We start from the raw sequence: 24,247 nt of genomic DNA on the forward strand, positions 1-24,247 counted from the left end.
CCGGTCACGTCACTTATAGCGCCCTGCTCTCCAGGGTCGTTGCAGGCGATGTTAATGCGGCTTCAATGTGGCGAAGATGAAATGGCTTGGGGACGAGCGTGAACTCGAACGGCAGGCCATTCGAAAGCAGGTAACCTTGTCCGGTTGTCAGAATGATCTTGGTGGCGGGTGATGATGCATGCACCCGTTCCGCCAACTCCGTTCCGGATAGTCCCGGAAGTACGACGTCGGTAAGCAGTACCGGATAGGACTGCGTTTCGAGGTGAACAAGCGCTTCTTCCGCGCTGCTTGCTGCGGTCGTCGAGTATCCGAGGCGGCCAAGCATCCTGTTGAGTAAATCCCGCACATCTCTATTGTCCTCCACAAGGAGGATTTTTTTCGTCTGCATAAACCGTTCAAGTCCACGACACTATTTTCACATCGATCATTTTCCTGATTGTTCCGATTCCGAACAATCAGTGCATACCGGAATTTCACCGTAAGAAAATTCTTATTGGAGTCATTTATGACTCCGCACTTCAGGCAACTTCAAGAAAAACCGGAAAGAATAATCACGAACCGCATGTCCCGACAGAACAGGACTGGGTCGACGTGGCCGCGGGGTGGCGGAGCAGACCGTAATCAACCTGCTCGATAACGCAATCAAGTACACGTCGCATGGCCGGCGAATACACATGTCGCTGCAGTTTGTTTCAGGAGATGCCGGTCTTCACTGTGAGGGACGAACGTGGCGGAAAATGGACGGTTTTTGTGTCGCCGCAGAAGAAGTGCGCGAAATCGCATTCATCGAGATCGGCTTGCCGGCAAAGAAGGACTTCGAGATTGCAGCACGGCTCAAGAACAGTTCGCTGGAAGCAGCCATATCTCTTGTGGCCTTGACTGGCTATGGCGGCGGCGGCGGCGCCAATAGATCAGCAAAGTCCAGATTCGACCGCCATCTTGTTGAACCCGTCAGGCTTGCAGGTCTGCTTTCATCCATCGTCGCCATCCGGAAGTGATTGGAGCATGTCGCACCGGTTTACTGGGGTAAACACGCTACAAAAAGCCAGGATGACCGGCACCTTCGCAGAATTGCTTTGACATTTCCCTGTGGCAACGCGAAAGTAAGCATTCCTCGTCACTGCATTGCTGTAGGTAAAAATGAATCGCTTCAATCCTTCTCGACGCCCCATCTTTGGACTTAAAGACCAGGCAGTCAAACGACGGAGTACCCTGTATTTGACAGGCAGTGCTTTACTTGCCTACATTGTTTTTTTATCTTCTTTCTAACCAAAGATTTCTGGCGGTTCGCCACGACTTTCTGTCATGGTTTGCGCAGATGCTGCCTCCTTTTCCGGATTCAGCAATTCAGCTTAAAGCGACCTGCGAAACCGGCTCTTGCCAAAGGTATGCATTGCCGAACCGGTAGTTGGCGCAATCCGCGGTCGTGCATGCATTCTTTAGTTGCTGCTAACTATGGATAGCATCATAAGAATGCCAAATCAACATCGTTATGGACCGAACGTCTCCATGCCTACGATGTTGGAAGTATGGTGATGTTATTAAGCGTTCAAGCTGATGCCAGCAGTATTCCGCTTTGCGGTTCGCGTTACGCGGAACTCCCGGTCACCGAGAAGCAGTTCCTTGATGATGCCAATGCAAATCTGGTCATCCGTCGCGTGGCCATGTCTTTTCTCATGCTCGCTCAGCAGCGAACCGATTGCAAATAATCGCTCGCCAGCGGTATGCATTGCGAGGTCCAGCGTTCGCTCCCTGGAGCCAATAGCGTCGCTGATCCAGCCGGTAAAAATTTCGTAACATCTGTCGTCAAGAGCCTTGGCCTTCTCCAGCGACTGCGCCACATCCGTATATGAAATGCCGCCGCCGTCAGCATGGCGCATTACTCTGGCAAATACGTAGGCAAAATCTTCGATCGGAAGGAAGATGGTCGCCTTCGTAATCGCGTGCGCAAGCATCATGCCATTCGTTATTGTTTCGCCATTCCAGACTCCTTCCAGTGCCAGTGCCGCGTGTGCGGGAAATATTCGCAAAAGAGACTCGACGTAAGCCCAACGCGTCTCTTCGCTAGCGCAGACCGTATTCATTTCCGTCAGCGTGACAGGTTTGCCGGCGAAGAATTTGTCTACAAGACTGACGTACTCCGTATGCGGGAATTTGCGCTGCATGTTGCGACGATACTTCCGGGTGTCCAACGCTGATGCCAATTTCTTAATTTCGATTTTGCTGAGTTCCATAACCATGCCTTGACGAGTGCTGTTAGGTTGCACGCAGGCTAAATGGTTCACCAGGGAACACGCTCAAGTACAAGCCTTCGCAAGGCAGCTTCAAGTTAAAAAATGGCCAAGCGATTCGCGTCGATGGCACGGTGATGGTTCCTCGTTGAAGGAGGCCGTGGCCAGGTTTCCTTTATTATCCAGTCAGCATCTCGCCAGCGCATTTGAGGTGAATACGATTGCAGGAATCGCTGGTGGCTAGAACATGAGTATCAGCGTAGACTCGGTTTACAGATAACTTGAATGTCCTGACAAACTGCCATGCCTATTTTTGCAATTCGAAAGTCAATGCTTCTGCCGCTGTTTTTTACTGCATCCAGCGCTCTTGCTCTCTCAATCACGGATTTATCCAATCGGGATGCCACGAGTGGATTGAAGGCTGCACTCGAAAAAGGCTCCACGGCCGCAGTCAACAAGCTGGGTGTCAATAACGGATTTCTGGGGAATGATAAAGTAAAGATCCAGCTGCCGCCGATCCTTGAGAAGGCACGGCCACTGATTAAACTGGCAGGTCGCGGCCAACAGCTTGATGAACTTGTCGTGTCCATGAATCATGCCGCTGAAGAGGCGGTTCCTCTTGCCAAGCCGCTATTGCTCAATGCAGTAAAGTCCATGACCGTGACGGATGCGAAACAAATCCTGACCGGCGGGGACACCTCGGTAACTCAATTTTTCCGGGATAAGACTTCGGCCCAGCTTGCCGGAAAATTTCTCCCGATTGTGAAAAAGGTCACTGACCAATCCGCTCTTTCAACCCAATACAATAATACGATGAACCAGGTGACTAAGCTGGGAATCGCCGGGCAGCAGGTGACTGTTGAAGATTACGTTACCCAACGTGCGCTTGACGGCTTGTTTACGATGATCGCGGAAGAGGAAAAGGCGATCCGTCAGGATCCGGTCGGAACCGGCAGCAAGATCCTCGGCAAGGTGTTCGGCGCAATACGGTAAATCTGTTTTCGATGCGCTCGGGTCGATTGCCGCCGAATTCCAGTTTTGGCAATCGACGCTGCGCAGCGACTGGCAAGCCGCCTATCGCTGCTGTCCAGGCTATCGCTTGCGATAGGGACGAACGCTGTTGGGACAGCCTTCCGAATCAAATGCACTTGCAATCTTGACCTCGACGATTCCCATCGCTGTCAATCCATCCGCAATGTCGTCGATTGCGCTCTCCATGCTTTCCGTGCGGCTGAGCAGTCTTTCCGCATAACCCAAATCTGCATTGCCGGCGCTGCGCGACAAGTTCACCCGCAGCAGCGACTCCTCATCCGAATCGACCGGCCCGATGACCGCCTCGACGTCTGTCGCACCATTCCCTTGTGTCTCGAACAGGTCGCGCACTTCGGTCAGGACGCGCAGTACGCTCAGTTCGATCAATGCCGCCTCCCGGGCGCCATGGAACAGATCCTGGTACAAGAAGTCAATCCGCACCTCGCGCCCGTCGGTGACAAGGCAGCGCTGCAGCAACGGCGTTACCTGCTGCGTCCACTTGCGGAATCGCTCCGCCCGCGCCTCGAAGTAACGATCGGCTGCCGCGGCTTTTTCCGGCACACGATAGAAAGGATCATCGGCCGGTTTCAGTGCAAAACCGACGAGGAATCGCAGCTCGACCGCCTGGTCGTCCGGCGCGAAACCCGATGGCGGCCAACCCGACAGGCTTCTCACGATCGCGTCCGCCATGGATGCCTTCTTGCGGGTCATGGCATCGGCCGCCTCTTGTACCATGGCGTTCAGGTGGCAATAGCCGATACGGTCCATTTCGTCAGGATGATACGCATGGCTGACAAGCACCACGCTTGCATGCCGGCTTTCCAGGCCATGCTCGATGAAGCTGGCTCTCAATTGTTCAAAGGCGTCGCCGTCCTGAAAGCATTGGTCAGTGTGCAGTCCTCCTTGGGTATGCACGAACATCGGCACGGCAAACGCATTGACTTCCAGTTCGGGACCCGAATCGCGACGCAGCAATATTGTCCCCGCTTGTTCCTCGACACTCTCGCGTAATACGTGGTACGCCTTGACATCCTTCTCGTAGACTGTCTCCAGCGCTTCATCGAGCGCCTGCTCGCGGGCATTCTGCAGGCATTTGCGGACGGTTTTGCGCAGGACGGCAAGGGCCTTTGTCTTGTCGTCGTTCAACGTTGCATAGAGATCAACGTCGCGGAGCTCGATCGCCAATTCGATCAGTTTGTCAGTCAACGCATCGTCGCGTTCTTCGTGTCCGTGTGCATTCTTTTCTAGCGGTGCTTTTATCGAAGCTTTTATCTTTTTCGTCATAAAGGGGAATATCCATTGGATGCCACAGGCTTTTGCTTCGCTTCCTCCTCGCATGTCGCCTGCTGGTCGATTCGAACAATGCAGGAGAGGATTTTCGCTGCGGCGTACTTTACTTAATTCATCCCCTAGTTTACAGCCTTCCTGAATCGCGGCAACGGTCGCCGAATGGAAGGTTTCCCGGCACAAGCGTTTGAGATCTGGATCAGCAGCGCCGGGTACTGGATATGCGCGTAATAAATCAGCAGACCGTCATCATCGACCAGCCCCCGGCATACATCAGCGACAGTAAAGACTGTATGTATGTACAGTATAATGATGGCAAACGGAATTTCCGCGTTGTGTTACTCGTACCTTTCCAGACCACATCCATGAAGTCCTCTCCCAACCTTCCAATTGAAGGTGCCACACTCTCTGCCCGACAACGCGCCGCATATCGTGTGATGTTTTATTCGATCAACTTGCCGCGCAGGCTCAAGCTGCAGGCCGGCATTCGAAATTCCGAACTGGCACAACTGCTCAAGACGCATGGTGCCGCGACCGCAGCCATCGTCTCCGCCTGCAATCCGGCAGGTTGCTTATTGCCGGCGTCGAAAAACAAGGCACGCCATGCCGCACTCGCTACAGCGATCAAGCAGCTCAAGCTGAAGGCACTGCCTGCCGAACGGAAGGCGGAAAGCAGTGCCGACACTGCCGAAGATGCATATCTGGTACTCGATATCAGTGGCGCGCAAGCCGAATCGCTATTAACGGAATTCGACCAGCATGCGCTCCTTTGGTGTAATCAGTCGGGTCCTCCGGAGCTGATGCTGCACCCGCTGGTACGGCAGAAAGGGCCTCGATGACCCGGGCATGGGTCCCTGTCTGACTGCTTGCTGCGGACTCATGCAAAAGACCAACTTCACCATGCGTTGCCTCCACGGGCTTCCGGAAGCATGGTCCGTCCTTCTTGCGACGCGCTATTTTCATTGACTGGATCAGCAACATTGGCTTCTCGCCGCCTTTCGGCGCTGCGGAAGCGCTGATCTGCTTTGACCTACTTCCTTTACCTGAATCAATATATCGAGCCCAATCGTTTTCCTCGGGTCCAATGACGCCATGCTTTCCATGATCAGTTTGATATTACGAATAAGTAACAAATTGTGTAAAAAAGGAATCTATTTCCTTAGATCAATGTCCTATGGGTAACAATGAATAAGCTTGGTGGAAAAGCAGCCGGTAGCTTCAGCGGCTGGTCCAACCGAAATCATGGGAGTAAATCGCAGTATGAAACTGCAATATTGGCATGCAAATTCCGGTACGATCGTGCCCCGTTCAGGACGTAAAGAGCGGGGCGATATTACCAATCAAAACCGGCTGGCCCTCATGACATTGGTGTCTGGAGTTGCCATGGCGAGCGCTCTTGCCCTTCTGATCGGCTGGTCGATGTTTCACATCATTTCCGACTTCAAAAGTGCCGCAATGCTCAAGGCTCGTAACCATGAAGTCGTCGCCACATTGAACAAGCTGCAAATCCATCTCACCAATGCGGAAAAAAGCGAACGCGGCTATATTCTTGGCGGTGAGCTCGCAGCGACGCCATATGTCGACGCAGTGGAGGAAGTACGCTGGACGACAGATCTGATCCACGCGCTTGCATCAAAAGATCCATTCCAGCGCGATAAAGCAGTACAGCTTGAACAACTCGTAGAAGCCCGGCTCGCCACGCTGCAGTTCCTTGTCGAAATGCGGGAATCAGGCAATATGCAGTCGGCGCACCTGCTGATGTCACCCGAGCAGGACAAACTCGAAACGGAGCGTATCAACAACGTGCTCAAGGAGATGGAAACCTACGAAAATACCCGCCTCGACGAAGCACTGCATGTACGTGACAATGCCTACGGCAAGATGTGGGCCATGCTCGCTGCCGTGACTTTCGCCCTGTTCGGCGGCGCAGTATGGCAGTACCGCCGGGTAAATCGCATCGTGCATCAAGCCGCGGAGTCGAACGCTGAAATGCGGCATCTCGCAAACCATGATGTGTTGACCGGCCTTCCCAATCGGCGGCTGCTTCAGGACCGGCTCGATGCCCATATCGCCAGTGCCGGCACGAATGGACTTTCACTTGCTGTCATGTACATGGATCTCGATGGCTTCAAGAAGGTGAACGACACCATCGGCCACGATGCCGGCGATGAATTGCTGCAAAGTGTTGCTAGGCGCTTGAGAGCGGCGATACGATCAAGCGACACGGTGGCGCGTATCGGCGGTGATGAATTTATCGTGGTAGTACCCGAACTGGACGGGCCGGCCATGATCGCGCAAATCGCTGGAACCTTGGTTGATGCCATCTCGAAACCATATTCGATCAAAGGCCGAACCCTCAGTGTGTCGACGAGTATCGGGATTAGCGTCTACCCTGACAACGGAATCTCATCCGGTGAACTGATGCATGTTGCGGACCAGGCATTGAACCAGGCAAAGAACAGCGGGAAGAACCGATATCGGTTCGCGCTCAATCCGGTACCCGCAACAGTCAATGCCTAGTTGGGTTGGACTCGGCCGGCTTTATCCACTATGGCGCCGCCTCGCCTACGTCGTTAATCCGGCCTTTACCGCAATGGCGATCTTGCCCTGCAAGCCGTTGCTCCTGCTTTCGAGGCGTCGATGGGCTTGTGGGATCTGCGGAAGAGAATATATTGCACCCAGATGCGGACGTAAGTGTCCCCGGTCGACCAGCGTCCTCAGTTCATCGAGCTTTCCACGGTTTTGCCTGGTAAAGACAAAATGATAGCTGGCGTTCTTGCCCCATGCCTGGATCAGGTTCTGCGGCTGCGCGATATCGACAATCGTGACCACGCGACCAAGCTGTGCAAGAACGTCCGGACTCCTCGACAGCGTATTCCCGCCGATAGTGTCAAGGATGACGTCTACACCTTGCCCACCGGTGGCTTGTGCCACCGCATCGATATAGTCCTCCCTTTCATAATCGATCACGACATCGGCTCCCATTGCCTTGACAAAGTCATGATTGGAAGATCGGGCAGTCGTTAAGACCCGTGCGCCGATCGATCTGGCAAGTTGAATCGCAACATGACCAACTCCTCCGGCTCCGCCATGGATGAGAATGGTTTCACCGACCTTCAGGCAGGCTCGAGATACCAATGCTTCCCATACGGTCCCGCCTACTAGCGTCAGGCTTGCGGCTTCGAGATGATTCAAAGTAGCAGGCTTTTTACCGACAATTGCTGCGTCGGCAACATGAAATTCGGCATAGCTGCCCGCACCGCCAAAAATCTGCGGCGTGTACCAGACTTCGTCGCCTGGTGAAAATGCGGTTACTCCAGGCCCAATTGAATCCACGACCCCGGAAACATCATGCCCGATGATCGCAGGAAGCGGCACCAGATCGGGGTAATCGCCGCGACGTATCTGGTAATCGAGCGGATTGATTGAAGTTGCATGCACCTCGACGCAGATTTGTCCTGGGCCAGGTTCCGGCTTTGCCAGGATTTCAAGTTCAAATGACTCGGGCTCGCCGAATTTTTTCAGCACCATTGCCTTCATAACATCTCCATCGATTCGTAAAAAAGGGATATCGCGAATTAACGATATTACATGTTAAATAAAAACTAAAGCTCCGTGCCAATCATGTCTGCCAACGACTTGATCGCTTTCTCATTTCGCTTATAGTATGTCCACTGCCCGATGCGCCTCGCCTCGACCAAACCAGCACGCTGCAGGGTCGCAAGATAATCCGATACCGTAGATTGGGATAGTCCGATACCTTCCTGGATACTGCTCACGCAAACGCCAACGATGTTCACATCCCCCTCATCCTGAGGCGGAAAATGCTTCGCGGGATCTTTCAATCCTTTTAATATTTGCAGGCGCGTCTTGTTGGAAAGCGCCTTGAAGATTTCGAGCAGGTCCATGTCGGCATTATATCGAAAATCCCCGATATATCAATATTGATTCGGATTTTCCGTGCCTCCCTGATTACTTCGCTGGGTTGCCTGCCGGTTCCGGTCGCGTCGGAACTTCATTTTTCCCACCGGAAGAAGCGGCATCGATCAACACCAGCTTGCCGGTCTTCGGGTCCCGAAACACCTCGCCGACGCGGTCATAGCCGCTACCCTGCTGGGTGATGCCGGCGGCGGGTTGCTCGATCTCGCGACCCTTATCCACCGGCTGCGGGACTTTCAGCGCGCTTTGCGTACCGGCCGCCAGTGCGGCCAGCAGCCCGCAGGCAAAGACAAGCATGACGTCAACCAGATTGACGAGACTTGCACGCGGATCTTCATCATGGTCGTCGAAACGGGCATCAAGCCGCGAATAAAGATGCAGGCGTTTGCGTGGCTGACGGTCGCTCATTCCATGGCCTCCAGCGCTTCTTCATACCAGCGGCGGCGCAGCTTGCCGATCACCAGTCCGCCGATGCCGGCGACGAGGCCGAGCACGGTTGCGTCGAACGCGACGGTGACGGCGCTGGCCAGTTGTGCCGGATCCCCCTTCCCCAGTGCGGCGAGTCCCGGCCCGAGCGGTATGATGGTCGCCATCAGCCCGAGCATGGGCGGAATGCGGGCAAGCAGGTCGGCGCGTTCCAGTCGATGACGAGCGATGCGCTGCACGCGATGAATATCGCCGGCGGCCTTGAGCTTGGCGATGCCGTAATAACGTTCGCCGGTTGCAATGCCGGCCTCGATCACGGCGATTGCACAAGCCAGCAACAGCGCGCCAAGCGCAGGCACGAGCAGCCAGGTGACCGCCTCATGCAGCCAGGCGAAGGACATTAGATCATTCATTCGAGACTCCTTTAGGTTGAATAGGATTGCCTGCCTCGCCACAGGCCGAAAGCAAACAGGCCGACACACGCAATGAGAACACCTAGCAGATTCACGATCCGCACGGCAGGACTGCTCGCAGGAGCCTCCTGCTCGATCAGCTCATAGTAGCGCGGGGTTTGCTGCGACACCGGGGCTTCGGAACTGGCCGGCGCCGAGGATTCGGCAGCAGCACCGGCGGCGATGTTCTTCGGCGCGGACCTGGATGAAGCGGCGGATGAAGTGGCCGGAGCCGGGGGCGTGATCAGGGATCCGGCGGCTACGGAATTTTCTCCGCGGGCATTGGCCAATGTCACGCCGAGCGCCTTGGCATCGGCGGCATCGAGCTGCGGCGCCAGCCATTGCCACATTGGATGATCCGGTGCGGTGTGGCCGCTGCCCGGCAATCCATTGCTTGCGACCAGACGTGCCAGCTCGCTTCCCATTTGCTTGATGGTCGCCGGGTCGGCCTTCCAGAAACCCTTTTCCGCTGCAACCATGAAGATGGATAGCATATGCGCCTTGACATGGGCGTTCTGACCCTGCCCCAGGAACTGCGGCAGCCCGATTTTTTTTGCGTCGTCGAAGTACACCGCCTTGACCTCGTCCCAGGCCCAGTTCTGGATCAGGTCTGGACGTGTCACCTGCCAGCCCCACAGATTCTCGAGGAATGCCGTGCCCATGGTGCGGGCACCCGCATAGCCATGGCTCATCAAGGGCTTGAGCCACGCAGGATTGAGAAAGCGTCCGCGAAGTTCACCGAGCAACGCGGTGGACAGCGGTTCGACATCGGCTCGCCCAGGTTCGGCATGCTGCAGGATCATCGCCTCGGGAGGCTTGCCGGTGCGTCCTTCCACGGCCAATGACAATCCGCCGAGATAGTCGAAGGCATCATTGTTATCAAGCAGTCCGTAGAGATTGCTGGCTCGGCCATGGTAAGTACGGGCGATGCCGACAAGTGCCGTATCGAAGGCTGCATGGCTGGCCGTGCCGTTATCGATAAGGCTGTAGCCGTGCCCCATGCGTCTGACATAGGCGCGTCCGATCTCGTTGCGTTCACGCCATGCACCCGAGCGTTCGGTCAGGCGATTGACACCGGTGCCGTAGGCGCCGGGAGCGTCGCCGAAAATGCGCAGCGCGGCGGCGCGGCCGGCTTCGGGTGCTGATTGACCGGTGTGTTCAAGGGCGGCAAACCGTTTCAGCCATTCGCGGGCGACGCGGTTTTCCTCCAGCGATTCATGGCCCCATGCAGCCGTCGGTACCGGCGCCAGCGCCGCGGCCAGCGCATCCTTGAGTTCCGGGCGCTGCTCAATCAGGCCGGCGGCCGAGGCAGCCAGCGCCAGCCGTCCCGCGCGGTCGATGAGATGAATGAGGTTGGGATAGAGGTCGCGAAACAGGCCGGAGGTCGTGACAATCACATCGCGGCGCGCGGCTCCCTGCTTGAGCCGAACATCGGTGACGATGCCGCGCGCATTCCATACCGGCTCGGCGCCCATCAACGCAAGCGAGAACGCCACCATCACGCCTTCGTCGCGAACTGCATCCGACGCCCACAGGATGACTCCCTCCGAACCTTGTGCCGATGGGCCGCGAGACGCGGCCTTGCCGGCCAGGGTTTCCCCCAGGCGGTAGCCGACGCGGGTAGGCAGTATGTCACCGTCGACGGCGTGGAAATTGCGGCCGGTCGGCAGGGCCTCGGGGGAACGCAAGGGATCGTTGCCCTTGCCGGGCGCGATGTACCTCCCATCCAGGCCGGCCAGGAGGCCCAGCATTTCCAGTCTGGGCGAATCGGCCAGCTTGCGGCTGACCGCAGGATCGTCGATGCCGCCTTTCTTCATCGAGTCGAGCATCAGATTAAGCGAAGCCTGGCTCCATTGCCGCCCGAAGATGTGCAAGCCGTAAGGCATGAATTTTTCCTGGAGCTTGGTCAGGTAATGACCGATCTCGTGGGCCAGGAGATCATCGTCGGCGGCCTCGAAGCCGATGCCGCGCACCGCCAGCACATCGGCCATCGAGGCTTCCAGTTCGGCCTTCAGGTTGAGCGCGACAACCTGCTCGCGCATGGTGCGGGCAGCCTGCAGCTTGAGCGACTCGCTGGATGCCGCTTCGAAGCTTTCGACCACCTGGCGCAACGCCAGCAACTGGTCATACAGCGGGGTCGAGGCCAGCGGGGGCGTCAGATGATCGACCATCACGGCCAGGCCGCGCCTCTTGGCCTGCGTGCCTTCGCCGACACCATCGACAATGTACGGGTAAACGCCCGGCAGATCACTGGCAATCAGGCTGGGGTAATCGTCCGCCGTCAGCCCTACGGCTTTGCCGGGCAGGAATTCATAGGTCGAATGCCGGCCGACATGCACGAGCGCATCGGCCTTGAAACGGTCGCGCAGCCAGTGATAGAACGCCAGGTATTGATGAGGCGGTGTCACGCTGGTATTTGCATGCAGGAGTTCCTCATCGACTTCCCACCCGCGCGGCGGCTGCGGACCGATGAAAATATTGCCGAAAACAAGGCCCGGCACCAGCAACTTTCCGCTGTCGACCATGATCTTGCCGGGCGGAGCTCCCCACCCCTTGATACCTTCAATGCCGTAGCCGGTCAGCCGGCGCACGGTCGTCGCCAGCGTGGCGCAGCGGCGCTGCGGATTATCGTCCAGGCAACCGAGATATCCGGCTTCCAGCATCTCCAGGTCGCGCATGGCGTCTTGACGCTTCGGATGATCGATACCTTCGACCAGATGACGCAGATCCTTCAGCACCGCGTCGACACGCTTGCGTCCCGTGGCACGTTCATTGGCCGCTTCGGCCTCGAGCACTTCGGCGTGCAGGCGGCCGAGAGGTCCGACTGTCATCTCCGCCTGCACGCGGCGCGGCAGCTTCGCAAACCAGCCGGCGTAAGCGCCAGCCTCAACGCCTGCCACCGACGCGCCGAGTTCGCGCAGCGCCGCCTTGTCTTCCGGAAGATTCACGCCGTGCGCCATGATGCGGTCCAGAAGCGCCTCGGGCGTCGCAGGCAGTTCGCCCGTGGTGTAGCCGGCCGCCTTCAAGGTATGCAGCATGTCGAACAGGGACGCGGGCACATCGAGATTGTCGGCGCCGATGTTTTGCCGGCCTGGCGGATGGTTGTAATAAATGATGGCGATGCGCTTGTCGCGGTTTTCCTTGCTGCGCAGCGTAAGCCAGCGATGGACGCGGGCCGAGAGAAGGCCTATTTCAGGATCCAATGCGACCGGCGGCCGTGTCTCGATACCTGTCACGGGATCGAACTGGCTCCGGCCGAGCGCAGAAACCACGACGGGCTGTCCGATTCCCTGCAGTTCCGGCAGCGCCACGCGGTACTGCACCGTGTCGGCGGCCAGGCCGTCCGGCGAAAGGCGCCATTGGGTGGCGTTACGGTCGGTCAGTCGTATCGCCTTGAATACCGGCACGTCCAGTTTCTTGAAGGCTTCGATCACGGCCTCCCGTCCTTCGGCTGCCCCTACTACGAAATCCTGCAATACAATCAACGCGGCAGGCTTGGCCGGCGCAATTAGTTGCGGCAGGCGCTCCAACGCGTCTCGCGAAGTCGAACCCCAGCGCGTCAGCACCTGCACGCACTGCAAGCCGCGCTGTTCAATGTGCCGGCAGAGGGAAGCGGGCGTCGCAGCATCCATGTTGGCGAGGTCGAGAACGACGACGCTCTGCTTCGTCGCCAGTCCCAGCGTAGAGCCCGAGCCCCAAGCCGCCGCATCGCTGGCCTCCTTGCCGCCGACGCGCAGGCGTATCGACGGTTCCGGTTTCGGCGCCGCCAGCGTTTTGCGCGGATCGAGCAGATGGGCAAACAGCGCCGCCATGTTTTCGCTCCCCCAAGCCTGCCATACCTGACGGGCCGCAAGCCAGCGGCGGGCAGTCGGATGGGATCCGGCCGCATTCAACGCTGCGGCCGACGGGTTCTCCCTGGCCAGCTCTGCCAGCAATTCCGCAGGAAAATCAGAGAGATGTCCGGGCTGCTCCGCATCAAGATGTCGGCTCATCAGGTTCAGGCTGGCTTCGCCATTCATTGCAAGCACTCTGGCGCGCGGACCGGCATGGCGCTCCAGCGCATCTTTAAGGCGGCGAGCCGGATCACCGAAGACGGCAACGGCGACAATACTATCCGCCTGACCGATCCATTGTGCGAGCTGCTTGTCGTTCGCAGCCATGATCTGCGCCGGCGTGCGCAGCAAGATACGGTCGCCGCGATGTGCGGCAAGATGACGGTGTGCGGCCTCGATGGCGGTCGGCGCCGTACGCTCCGTCACGACACCGAACAGGGTTGCCGCCCAGCTTGGTGCAAAGACCATGCAAAGTACCAGGCACACCAGATAATGCAAGGGTCGAGTTGCCATTGCCTCAGGCTTCCAACCCGTGCCCGACGACCATGGTGCCGATGCCTGCGGCAATGGCTAGATACCCAAGGACGCGTCCGTTCGCCATGGCGCCGGGCGCACATTGCGCAAGAGGTAAAAGTAAAGGTAAAGAGTTTGAACCGACCACGAGATTCTCCAAACGGTGTACTGGGAGGCACCACGCATTAGGAGAAGCAAGAAAGCTCACGCGAGCCTGCCGCGCAGCAGGCATCAATGGAACCTTTCCCATCACCCCGGGGATTGGTGCGACACATGTTTCAGGCCGGTCTCCTGGCTTGTCCTCGGCCTTCTCCATGCCTTCCCGCGCGGTTGCACAGTGGCGTTCTCGGAGTCGTCAGACATACAGTAGCGGGGGCTGCGCCGGACTGTCCGATGATTCGGAGTTACCGGCTTCCCGTTTCACCCACTCCGTGAATACGGAGAAAGGCACCTGAAGTGGCGCTAGTATAGCCTAGTCTATCGGCACATGGCACGATCGGAGCACTGCTTTCGAGAAGGCAGCCACGGTGGCGTCGTTGGCTGGATGGCACATTGCCCTCAAGATGAATACCCGTTCGACAGGCTGGAGCCGGACGGGTATTCAGGATGTCGGGGCAAGCGCCCATGTCGTTAAAAGGTGTAGCGCAGATTGGCCATCACGGTGCGCCGCATGCCGTAATAGCAGTCGCCGCGGTTGATACAGGTGGTGATGTGGACCTTGTCGGCCAGGTTGTTGATCGTCAGCGATGCCTTCCAGGGCCCGGTTTCATAGCCCAGCATGGCATCGAACAAGGTGTAGTCCGGCGTTTCGAGCACATCGCGCCCATCCCATGAGGAGCCCACGTAGCGCACGCCGGCTCCGATGCTGACGAGTCCGTTGCCTACGGCGAGCTTGTAGCGGCTCCAAAGCGAAGCCTGATTGCCCGGCACGCTCGCCAGCCGCCTGCCAAGTTCGGCGGCCGTATTCGATCGGATCACCCGGGCGTCGATATGGGAATACGCAGCCACCACGTCCACGGCTTTGGTCAGCGCCGCGACCGCTTCCAGTTCGACACCCTTCGAGCGCGCCTCCCCGGTTTGCACCTGGTTCAGGGGGTTGGCCGGATCCGGGGTGCGTCGATTTGTCTCGCGAATATCGTACACCGAGGCGGTGAAGCTGAGACCGCCGTTCGGCGCCTGATACTTGACGCCGATCTCAGCCTGTTCCGCCGTCTGCGGCTGGTAAGCCTGGCCGAATGCAGTGACGCCCGTGACCGGCAGGAACGATTCCGACCAGCTGGCATACGGCGACCAGCCCGAGGGATGAGCATAGGCGATACCCAGGCGCCCCGTCGTCGCGCTGCTGTCGAGGCGAGATGCCGCCGCTCCGCCAGAGTCGGACTTTGCGTGGTCGCGCCGCAGGCCCACCACGCCGATCCAGCGGTCGGCCCATTTGCCCTGATATTGCAGGTACAGTCCGGTTTGCCGCTGCTCGGTGATAGTCTGCGCTCCGGGGGTGACCGGCGTGAAGTTGCCGTAGACGGGAGCATAGACGTCGATGGTGGGCGCGGCGGCACTCGTCGCGGCGTTGCCCAGCGTCACGCGCTGCACATCCCAGCCGGCCAGCATGGTGCTTTCGAGCCGCCCGCTTTTCCATTTGGCTTCCAGCTGCGTGTCGGCAGTAAGGGCGTCAGCCTCGTTGGCGGCGGCATAAATCGTCCGGTTGACGGTGCGTCCGTCCGGGTTCAGCGTTGGCCTCGGCCCGAAACGGGAGTACAGCGATCGGTAGGTCACCTCGCTCTCGCTCTTGCGAATGTGATGCCGCAATGTCAGACGCTCGCCCAGCTTCCAGCTTGCCTCGACGCCCAAGGCCTTCTGGTCGGCCTTGAACTCGTCGAAGCTCGGCTCGCTGATGAAGGTATCGGTTGGAATCCTGCCGAATGGCGCCGGCAACAGCATGCCCTGCCATGGAAAGAAGCCGACGGACGAGCCCGACTCGTCCTTCTGCATGCTCGCGTAGAGGCGCACGCTTGTCCCTGCATTGGGTTTCCAGGTAAGCGATGGAGCAAGCAGCCTGCGGTCGTCGGGCACATGATTGACCTGGGTATCGCTGTCGCGGCCAAGAGCGATCAGCCGGTACAGCAAGGTGCCTTCTTCGTTCAGGGGGCCAGTCAGGTCCACCGCCAGTTGCTTGCGATTGTGATTGCCGACAGTGAGATCAATCTGCCTTTGCTCCGTGTCCAGCGGTCGCTTCGAAACGAGATTGACCAGGCCGCCGAAGCTTCCCTGGCCGTACAGCACCGAGGCCGGTCCCTTGATGATTTCAACCCGTTCCAGTGACCACAGGTCCGGCCGCACATTGTTGTAGAAGCCGAACAGCATGCGCAGGCCATCCTGGTACTGCGCAAAATCGGTGCCGCGGATGCGCGCCCAGTCCCCGCGATTGTCGAAGCCGAAGGTATTGGCGTAAACGCCGGCGGTATAGCGCATCGTATCTTGGAGATTGGATGCGCCCTGATCCTCGAACTGTTCCCGCGGCACCACCGAGATCGACTGCGGCGTCTCGTGCAGCGGAGTATCGGTCTTGGTGGCGGTCGCGGACCGCTTCGCTCGGTAGCCGGCCACCGGGCCGGTCGCGGTTTCCTCGGCGCTGGGTGCCGTCACGGTCACGGTAGGCAGGGTAACGCCCGGTTGTTCGTTTTGCTGGGCATATGCAGCGAGCGGGCAGGCGGCAGGAAAGGCGAACGCAGTCAGCACTGCGGCCGCCAATGGGGTACGTCGGGTCATTGCGATCCTTGATTAGGCTGTTACAGACGAATGGCTCCAAGGGAGCCGGACTGTTGGCTGGCTGGATCGGTCTGCACCGACTGGCTGACTCTACGGGTTCCGCATTCTAAATGAGAATCAATATCATTTCAATAAATGCGATGGATGCCAAGCCGTCGCTTTCGCAAATCAATGGCGGCTCCCCTGCTGCACCGACGGCCGGGGAATATCGGCGCGCTTGGGAAGGCCAAGGACATTCGGCAAGATCTTTTCCTGATAAACCCGGAACAGCCGCCGAAGCTCCTCCATCGGCGCACCATGATCATCAATCCTGATGTCGCACAATGCATATTCTTCGGTCGAGAATACAAGGACGTTGACCGAACGTTCGCCTTTGGTATCGCCGCCTGCCTCATCGCCCGCCAATAGGGCCAGCGTGAGGCGTTCCGCAAGGTCGAGATGCTCCGTAGCGAGCATCGATTGAAGCGCCCGATCAAGCACCTGCGGTCCGGCGAGCCGATTGCCCTGGATGCTGCAGTGCCGACCGCCGATGTGTCCGGCCCACGGTATTGCCTCCGAGCCGGTCCAGGCCGCGGTTCGTCCATGGTTGTCCACCACGCCGACCTGCCGCTTGTCTGCCTGCGCATCAGTCTTCAGTACTAGCTCCAGCGCCTCCTCGGCTGAAATCCCCCGCTCCAAAAGGCGTAATCCGTCATAGGCGAGGTACGGGTTGGTCAAGGCTTGCGAAGCAATCGCGCCTACATTGGCAACGGCATGGCATGCGAGTTTGCCGACGGCCTGAACTGCGGTCGCTGCAGCGACGCCAACCTGGCCGGTGCGCTGGCAATATGCAACGATGGAAAACGTCAATGTCGATCCCCTGAACGTAATGAAAAGGCAGAGAGACAAACATACCTTGAAACCCGAATGATTTTCTTAAGGCGGCGCACATCCAATGCGCATGCCTGCGCTGTTCCGCCGTCTCCTGTGGCGGCCGGACCCGAAATCCAATGGCTTGGTGCCGCCGGAAGGCTTTGGCAGCTTGAGACAGGCAGGATTATCTCGTTCGGCGCAGCCCGCGACCGGCCGCCGCTATATTTCCGGCGCTTGACATGCGTCGCGTGGTTTCCGCCAGACTATGGTAAACAGGAAATACAACGCTGGCTTTAACACGGGATAAGTCCGAATGACCCTCGACATCGCGCAAAACTTCCTGATTGCATTATTGATTGGCGCCCTGGTGGGCATCGACCGCGAGAAGAAAAAGGATAACGAACCCGGCCATACCGCCGGCATTCGCACTTACATCCTTCTGGCGCTGGTCGGAGCGGCCGCCGCGTGGATATCTCTCCAGCTTGATACGGCATGGACCTTTGCCGCAGCCTTGCTGGCTGTCAGCGCGACCGTCATTGCAGGTTATGTCTTGCAGAACCGGACGCAGGAGGATGCCATAGGACTCACCAGCGAGATCGCGGCCATCGCGGTGTTTTTGCTGGGCGGCATGGTCGTGATCGGATATCCTTCCCTCGCGGTCGCCCTGGCAGTCGTGACATCCGCAGTCCTCGCCTACAAGCAGCCGCTGCATGGTTTGGTCGAACGCATCGGTAGCGAAGACATTTTTGCAGGCATCAAGCTCCTTATTGCTTCGTTCATTATTCTTCCCCTTTTGCCTGACACGGCTGTCGATCCCTGGGGAGCGATCAATCCCTATAAGCTGTGGCTGCTTGTGATCCTGATCGCCGGTTTGTCCCTGGTGGGCTATGTGGCGACCCGTGTATTGGGAAAGGCCCACGGCACCGCCGTTACCGGACTGACAGGTGGCCTGGTTTCATCAACCGCCACCACGCTCAATTTCGCCCGCGTCAGCCGCAGCGAGACGGAAACCGGGGACGGTCACGCCATCACCGCGGGCATTCTGCTCGCATGGCTGGTGATGTTCGCGCGTACCGCGGCGCTCGTGAGCTTCATGAGTCCGTCATTGCTTCAGACAATGTGGCTTCCCTTCGCGGCCATGGGCGGCGTAACGGCCATCTTCGCCGGATGGCACTACCGCGCAAGCATGAAGGCAGCGGCACATCGCAGGTCAGGCCATGCCGGTTTCAGCGGTGATCGCGGAATGGAGTTACGCAACCCGTTCAGCCTCGGTTCCGCCGTTCAATTCGGCTTCGTGTTTGCGGTCGTGCTGCTGGCAGTGAAATTCGCACAGGAAAATGCACCGGGTCTTGGAGTGTATGTCGTCTCGGGATTGGCCGGGTCCGTCGACGTGGATGCAATCACGCTATCGATTGCCGAAAATACGGGGGACTCAAGCGACCTGGTCCAGGCGGCATCGGCCATCAGCATTGCCGCACTCGCCAACACGGCGGTGAAATGCGGGATGGTGATCGTGCTGGGTGCCGGTGCCGCACGCCGCCAGGTGGCCGTTGCCACGGCTGCCGTCTTCATCGCCGGGGGCGCATGGTTCTGGCTCAGGGCAACTGTTCTCTCAGGATAGAAGACAAGATACGGATCAAGGCATTCTAGAATGGTAGCGATCGGAGAATCCGGAACCCCGGGCTACCCGCGCCCGTCATCTGGCAACCGGCATACCGTTGTGCCAAACAAAACTGTTACATTCGGGACCGACGTTTTCACCTGTGCGGCTGTCTCGGCCGGTACAACCCATACCGCTCATTGCCATGTCCCGCCGGGGAAGAAAGGAACGCCAGCATGAAAATAGTGAAAAGCCTGCCATTTCTCTTGATGTTCGCCATGGCAAGTGTCTCGGCGCAGCCGTCGCACCCACTCGACGGCCGCATATGGGATACGCGCAGCAAGAGTTTCATCAGCACGGAAGTGGCCTATGAACGTGCCGTATCGAGCCGCCACCTGATGCTCGGAGAAAGGCACGACAGCGAAATCCATCACCGGCTGCAACTGGACGCACTACAGGCGCTCGCACGTCGCGGACGCAAGCCGACTCTGGTCATGGAGCAATTCGACCGGGAGAATCAGCCGGCACTGGCATCGGCGCAATCAAGCGGCGTGACCGATGCCGAGCGTCTGGCGGATGCGGGAAAACTTGACCGAAAGGCGTGGCAGTGGCCGATGTACAAGGACCTGATCAGGTTTGCGGCCGAGCGCAACTGGTCATTGGCGGCCGCCAATCTCTCGCGTACCGAGGCGAGGGAAATTGCGATGGGCCGCCGCCAGGCCAAGTTGCCGGATATCGGTGCGGCAGCCGTCAAGAACCTGGAAGAGGATATAGTCAACGGTCATTGCGGGCACAGGATGCCGCAGGACAGGCTGGCTTCGATCGTGCTGGCACAGCGCGCGCGCGACGCGACCATGGCTGAAGCCGTTGAAACCAGCCCCCCTCCCACTGTATTGATTGCCGGTGCCGGCCACGTGCGTCATGACCGCGCGGTACCTCGCTATATGAAGGACGGCAAGGACGTGCTGACCATTGCCTATGTGGAGACTGTCGACGGCAAAATTCAACCATCGGCCTATGACAGCGACGGTTTCGACCTCCTGTGGTTTACGCCGCCTACTCAACGCCACGATCCCTGCAGCCAACCGCTTTCCGGCGCCGTAGCAAGGGAAAAGCCTTGATCCAGTTCAGTGGCTTCGGAGCGCATGACCCCACGCCATCCATTTTTGCAACCATCGGTAATGAATGCCGCCTGTTGAACACACCGCGTCTGTGTCGCTTTGCTTCTCACGGGCACTTAGAGCGTTTTCACCCTGACCTGCCTGCCGATGCCGGACAGATTGCCGCCGGCACTGCGTTTTGACTCCTTGCCATGGCTTGGCCATGCCGCGTCGTCACGCCTTGTTCCAGCGGCAATCTGCCTCGGCCTCGACTAGGCAGGTCAGGGTGAAAACGCTCCAGCGTGATTGATGCGGCGACCGTGGCCGGAGCGGAGCTTAATGCTGTAATCCAGCAACATGCCCCATTGGGAAAGATTCAGCGTTTATACCCTTGTCTTAAGTCGTCAGATGCAAAGCCAAGCTGCATGCATTTTCATCATGCTTAAGTACGGATATCCTGCAAAACCAAATGAGAAGCGATGGATGCACCTTCATCGTGCTCATTTTGAAGAACTTGTTTGCTGAAAGTCGTATCGTGCTTCAGAACTGCTACAGCAGAATTTGGCACGGTGCGAAAATCCAGATGTCATTATGATTACAACCAATGCGTCGGCGGCGATTGCAATGCATTGGAAAACCGCTTTTCCCTTTCCCCGACGCCATGCTTTGGCCTATAGGAACGAGGTACTAATGATGGGTACCAATGTCGATGACATGCAGCACCAGGTTGCAAAACTCGAACACTTGCTGGAAGAGAATTGCTTGGCATTGGCGGCGGCACAAGAAGCACTGACGAATGCCGAAGCGAAGATTATGGAGGTCACACGGGTTTACCAAACGACCTTCGATCTGGCGGCGATAGGTATTGCACACATTACGCTGGATGGGAAATGGCTTCGTATCAATCCATTCCTGTGTGAAATGCTTGGCTATAGCAAGGAGGAACTGCAAGCAAAAACATTCCAGGAACTGACCTGCCCGGAAGACTTGGCGCCCGATCTGCAACTGGTCAATGATTTGTTGACCGGAATACGTACCTCCTACTCGATTGAAAAGCGTTATATAAAAAAAAGCGGCGAGCAGGTATGGGGGCATCTCAGCGTCTCTCTGGTCCGCGATGCGCGCGGCTTGCCTAGTTACTTCATCTCCATCATCAAGAACATCGATGCCCGCATACGGGCCCAGGACCGCGGGGAACAGAGTCGCGCGCGTTTGAAGGCCATACTCGACAGCCTGAGCGAAGGTGTGATCGTCTTTTCCAATGAGGGCCAACTGCTCGAGGCCAATCCGGCGGCGATGAGGCTGTTCGAATACAAGTCGCAAGACGACATCCGGTCAACAACCGAGGTTCTTGCAACCACCTTTGAAGTGAGCACGCTGGACGGTGACGCAATCTCCGTCGAAGACTGGCCTATCTCCAGGCTGTTGCGCGGCGAACCCGTTTCCAACGTCGAGTTGATCGTGCATAGGCTGGACACCGGCAGATCCTGGATCGCCTGTATCTCGGGCGCGCTCGTCAGTACACCGCAACTCTCCGGCCCGCTCGCCGTGTTGACCGTCGAAGATGTCACCAAGCAGCTGATGGCTGAAACTGCATTGCGGGTCAGTGAGCAACGCTTGCGCCTGGCATTCGACCATATTCCCGACATGATCGTGATCTATGATCCTGACCAGCGTATTCAGTACGTGAATCTGGCCGCAGCTCACAGTATTGGTGTGAGCGACCGCGATTTAATCGGCCAGCATGCGAGAAATGCCCCGCCAAATTCCATCCTCGCATTATGGCGGCCCTTGCTGATGGAAGCACTCGAGTCAGCGGCTTTGCAAGCGGATGACTTCGATTTCACCTCCGATACCGGCCTTCGCAATCTGAGAGTCGCCTGCGTTCCGATCACCGAAGGCGGTCATGGGGTGAGGGAAATCATGGTCATCTGTCATGATTACAGCGAGCGGCGCCAGGCCGAGGAAAAAATCCGCCAGGCTGCGCTGCATGACCCGCTGACCGGATTGCCCAATCGCGCCCTCCTCTATGAATATGCCCGCCATACCTTCGCAGCGGCAAACCGCAACGATCAGGAAGTATCGGTATTATTTATCGACCTCGATCGTTTCAAACCAATCAATGACATCCATGGGCACGAGGTCGGGGACATGGTATTGCGCGAGGTCGCCGGCCGCTTGAGACGCAGCATGCGGGGAGAGGACATCGTTTTCCGGCTTGGCGGCGACGAGTTTCTTGCCCTGGTGCCTCACCATCACGAAGCGGCTTCGGGCGAGAAGGTCGCACAGCACTTGATCGAGGCAATCAGCCGCCCCTATCATATCGGCCAGGTCGAAGCGGCGTTGTCGTGCTCCATCGGGGTCAGCGTCTATCCCCGTGACGGCGATGACGTCGACATGCTGATCGGCCATGCCGACGCAGCGATGTACGTTGCAAAGCAAATGGGCCGCAAGGCGATCCAGTTTTATACGTCTTCGCTGGCCGAGCGCGTCTACATGCAATCCATCATCGAGGAAGGCATCAAGACGGCGCTCAAGCAGGATGAATTCTCGCTGTATTACCAGCCCGTGGTCGATATGCAGACGCAGCATGTCGTCAGCGTCGAGGCCCTGCTGCGATGGCCGGGCAACGGCATGGGTCCTGACCGCTTCATCCACGTGGCCGAAGCGACCGGTCTGATCGGCCGCCTGGGGGAATGGGTTTTCGGTCAAGCTTGCGAACAGCATTCAGCCTGGATCAGGGGAGGCTTGCCGGCAATCCCGATTGCGGTCAATGTATCTCCCGTTCAGTTCCGCAAGAAGAATTTCGCCAGCCACCTGCAGGAAGCGATTCATGCACACTGCATCGCATCCAAGGGGGTACAGATAGAACTGACCGAGACGGCCGTCATGGAAGACATCGATCATGCCATCACCGTGTTGAACGAATTGCGAAGCATGGGCATCAAGATCCTGCTTGACGATTTCGGTACCGGCTATTCCAGCCTCAGCTATCTGAGTCGGCTGCCGTTGGACAAGATCAAGGTGGATAAATCCTTCGTTCACCGGATCCAGCATGACAAGGCGAGTCGGGCAATCATTGAAGCCATCATCGCGTTGGGGCATACATTGAATCTTGAAATTGTTGCCGAAGGCATTGAATCGGACTCCACATTGCAGTACCTCCGTTATCACGGATGCCATCAGGCACAGGGCTATCATGTCTGCAGGCCAATCACTGGAAACCAGTTCGCGGCATGGTACCGGGAGTACACTTCGTTGCCGCACTGAGCCCTGCCGCATTACTTGTAAGTTCTCCTGAGCTGAGGGGCGTTTCGCTGCAGGTATTCCCAAAGCCTGGCGGCAACCGGCCCCGGCCGCTTGTCTAGCCGGCGGGCTGCCGCCACCTCTTCCGTGCTGCCCGGAAGGTATCTGCCCGCAATCGAAAGCAGGGAGCGATCGTGCAATTCGTCCTCAATGAGAAAACGCGGCAGATGCCCCCATCCCATACCTTGCAGTATTACTTCCTTCTTCATTGCATGATCGGGCACAGTGCACTGGTGCGCGCCCTCCACCAGGTAGTAATCGCGCGGCGCTGAATGCCGCGCGGTGTCGCGAATGATGCATTGGGTGTAGGGGCGCAGCTGCTCCGGTCGAATCGCGCGGGATATCGGAAAGGACAGGAAGCCCGGCGCCGCCACTGGCACAAGCCTGACCTTGCACAAGTCTATCCATTCGAGCCCCGGATTCCCCTTGTCGATGCCGTGCAGGATCAGGTCCGCTTCTCCGTCGAGAAGCCGCTCAAGGGGGCCCTGCACGGCTTCGAAATGAAGGTGCAGCCTGGTGCGCGGCACTTCCGCGAAAAAGCGGCTGAGCAGGGCAAGTATGGGCGGCCGGGGACACAGGTCGCCAATGACGATGCGCAGTTCGCTTTCCTCGCCGGCCGCCAGTTGCGCCGCCTGCTGAGACAGATCATGCGCCGCGCGCAGCACCTCCTGCGCATGGCGGTGAAACGACTTGCCGGCATCGGTCAGGCGCACCCGGTATCCGCTGCGGTCCAGCAGCACCAGGTCCAGCTGGCGCTCCAGCTTGGAAACGGCGGCAAATACCGCCGGATGGGTACGGTGCAGCTGGGATGCCGCTGCCTGGAATCCTCCAGTTCGCGCGACGGCGTCGAAGCATTGCAGATCATGCAAAGTAAATGTGCCCATGTCAGGTTTTCTTACAGAGATTTGCC

At 58.1% G+C, this 24,247-nt stretch carries 19 protein-coding genes and 1 riboswitch; of the genes, 8 read left to right on the forward strand and 11 right to left on the reverse strand.

Going from position 1 to position 24,247, the window contains the following annotated elements; translation table 11 throughout:
• Positions 1-13 precede the first annotated feature (13 nt).
• Positions 14-388, reverse strand: coding sequence for a response regulator (locus RY831_RS16595; protein WP_326507492.1), 375 nt, complete (start codon positions 386-388; stop codon positions 14-16).
• Between the two features lie 286 nt (positions 389-674).
• Between RY831_RS16595 and RY831_RS16600 the strand changes: the two genes are divergently transcribed.
• On the forward strand, positions 675-998 hold the full coding sequence (locus RY831_RS16600; RefSeq protein ID WP_326507493.1) for a response regulator: 324 nt from the start codon (positions 675-677) through the stop codon (positions 996-998).
• Between the two features lie 543 nt (positions 999-1,541).
• On the opposite strand, the gene RY831_RS16605 is transcribed toward RY831_RS16600, so the two are convergent.
• On the reverse strand, positions 1,542-2,234 hold the full coding sequence (locus tag RY831_RS16605; RefSeq protein WP_326507494.1) for a hypothetical protein: 693 nt from the start codon (positions 2,232-2,234) through the stop codon (positions 1,542-1,544).
• 300 nt (positions 2,235-2,534) lie between these two features.
• Between RY831_RS16605 and RY831_RS16610 the strand changes: the two genes are divergently transcribed.
• Positions 2,535-3,224: a DUF4197 domain-containing protein gene (locus RY831_RS16610; RefSeq protein ID WP_326507495.1), complete on the forward strand. Its 690-nt coding sequence runs from the start codon at positions 2,535-2,537 to the stop codon at positions 3,222-3,224.
• Between the two features lie 99 nt (positions 3,225-3,323).
• Here RY831_RS16610 and RY831_RS16615 read toward each other — a convergent pair whose 3' ends face one another.
• A complete protein-coding gene (locus RY831_RS16615) occupies positions 3,324-4,733 on the reverse strand; it encodes a DUF2863 family protein (RefSeq protein ID WP_326507496.1) in 1,410 nt (469 codons plus the stop codon).
• Between the two features lie 38 nt (positions 4,734-4,771).
• On the opposite strand from RY831_RS16615, the gene RY831_RS16620 reads away from it, so the two are divergent.
• Positions 4,772-5,389 carry a DUF3293 domain-containing protein gene (locus tag RY831_RS16620; RefSeq protein WP_326507497.1) on the forward strand — a complete coding sequence of 206 codons (618 nt, stop codon included), beginning with the start codon at positions 4,772-4,774 and terminating at the stop codon, positions 5,387-5,389.
• Between the two features lie 421 nt (positions 5,390-5,810).
• Complete coding sequence (locus RY831_RS16625) at positions 5,811-7,070, forward strand: diguanylate cyclase domain-containing protein (RefSeq protein WP_326507498.1); 1,260 nt, start codon at positions 5,811-5,813, stop codon at positions 7,068-7,070.
• Positions 7,071-7,115: 45 nt separating this feature from the next.
• On the opposite strand, the gene RY831_RS16630 is transcribed toward RY831_RS16625, so the two are convergent.
• The 7 genes from RY831_RS16630 to RY831_RS16660 all read right to left on the reverse strand — a co-directional run bounded on the left by RY831_RS16630 (position 7,116) and on the right by RY831_RS16660 (position 17,367).
• The gene (locus tag RY831_RS16630; RefSeq protein ID WP_326507499.1) at positions 7,116-8,090 is read right to left on the reverse strand and encodes a zinc-dependent alcohol dehydrogenase family protein; all 975 of its coding nucleotides are present in this window, start codon (positions 8,088-8,090) and stop codon (positions 7,116-7,118) included.
• Between the two features lie 65 nt (positions 8,091-8,155).
• Positions 8,156-8,458, reverse strand: coding sequence for an ArsR/SmtB family transcription factor (locus RY831_RS16635; RefSeq protein WP_326507500.1), 303 nt, complete (start codon positions 8,456-8,458; stop codon positions 8,156-8,158).
• 64 nt (positions 8,459-8,522) lie between these two features.
• Entirely contained in the window at positions 8,523-8,897 is a 375-nt protein-coding gene (locus RY831_RS16640) for a hypothetical protein (protein ID WP_326507501.1), read from the reverse strand.
• Positions 8,894-9,328 (reverse strand): MotA/TolQ/ExbB proton channel family protein, encoded by a 435-nt coding sequence (locus RY831_RS16645; RefSeq protein WP_326507502.1) that lies wholly within the window; start codon positions 9,326-9,328, stop codon positions 8,894-8,896. Before RY831_RS16645 ends, RY831_RS16640 begins: the two co-directional genes overlap by 4 nt.
• Positions 9,329-9,339: 11 nt before the next feature.
• Positions 9,340-13,713, reverse strand: a complete 4,374-nt coding sequence (locus RY831_RS16650; RefSeq protein ID WP_326507503.1) for a cobaltochelatase subunit CobN — start codon at positions 13,711-13,713, stop codon at positions 9,340-9,342.
• Between the two features lie 264 nt (positions 13,714-13,977).
• A riboswitch (cobalamin riboswitch) is annotated at positions 13,978-14,183 on the reverse strand.
• Positions 14,184-14,343: 160 nt separating this feature from the next.
• A complete protein-coding gene (locus RY831_RS16655; RefSeq protein WP_326507504.1) occupies positions 14,344-16,479 on the reverse strand; it encodes a TonB-dependent siderophore receptor in 2,136 nt (711 codons plus the stop codon).
• A gap of 168 nt (positions 16,480-16,647) precedes the next feature.
• The gene (locus tag RY831_RS16660; RefSeq protein WP_326507505.1) at positions 16,648-17,367 is read right to left on the reverse strand and encodes a DUF1028 domain-containing protein; all 720 of its coding nucleotides are present in this window, start codon (positions 17,365-17,367) and stop codon (positions 16,648-16,650) included.
• Positions 17,368-17,644: 277 nt separating this feature from the next.
• Here RY831_RS16660 and RY831_RS16665 point away from each other — a divergent pair, with 277 nt between their 5' ends.
• From RY831_RS16665 to RY831_RS16680, 4 genes are all read left to right on the forward strand, one after another.
• Entirely contained in the window at positions 17,645-18,952 is a 1,308-nt protein-coding gene (locus RY831_RS16665; RefSeq protein WP_326507506.1) for an MgtC/SapB family protein, read from the forward strand.
• A gap of 215 nt (positions 18,953-19,167) precedes the next feature.
• A complete protein-coding gene (locus RY831_RS16670; RefSeq protein ID WP_326507507.1) occupies positions 19,168-20,052 on the forward strand; it encodes a ChaN family lipoprotein in 885 nt (294 codons plus the stop codon).
• On the forward strand, positions 20,049-20,234 hold the full coding sequence (locus tag RY831_RS16675; protein ID WP_326507508.1) for a hypothetical protein: 186 nt from the start codon (positions 20,049-20,051) through the stop codon (positions 20,232-20,234). Before RY831_RS16670 ends, RY831_RS16675 begins: the two co-directional genes overlap by 4 nt.
• 487 nt (positions 20,235-20,721) lie before the next feature.
• Entirely contained in the window at positions 20,722-23,301 is a 2,580-nt protein-coding gene (locus tag RY831_RS16680) for a sensor domain-containing protein (RefSeq protein ID WP_326507509.1), read from the forward strand.
• 11 nt (positions 23,302-23,312) lie between these two features.
• Here RY831_RS16680 and RY831_RS16685 read toward each other — a convergent pair whose 3' ends face one another.
• A complete protein-coding gene (locus RY831_RS16685; protein ID WP_326507510.1) occupies positions 23,313-24,221 on the reverse strand; it encodes a LysR family transcriptional regulator in 909 nt (302 codons plus the stop codon).
• Positions 24,222-24,247: the final 26 nt, after the last annotated feature.

This window comes from Noviherbaspirillum album (assembly GCF_035916955.1).
Classification (GTDB): Bacteria; Pseudomonadota; Gammaproteobacteria; order Burkholderiales; family Burkholderiaceae_D; genus Noviherbaspirillum; species Noviherbaspirillum album.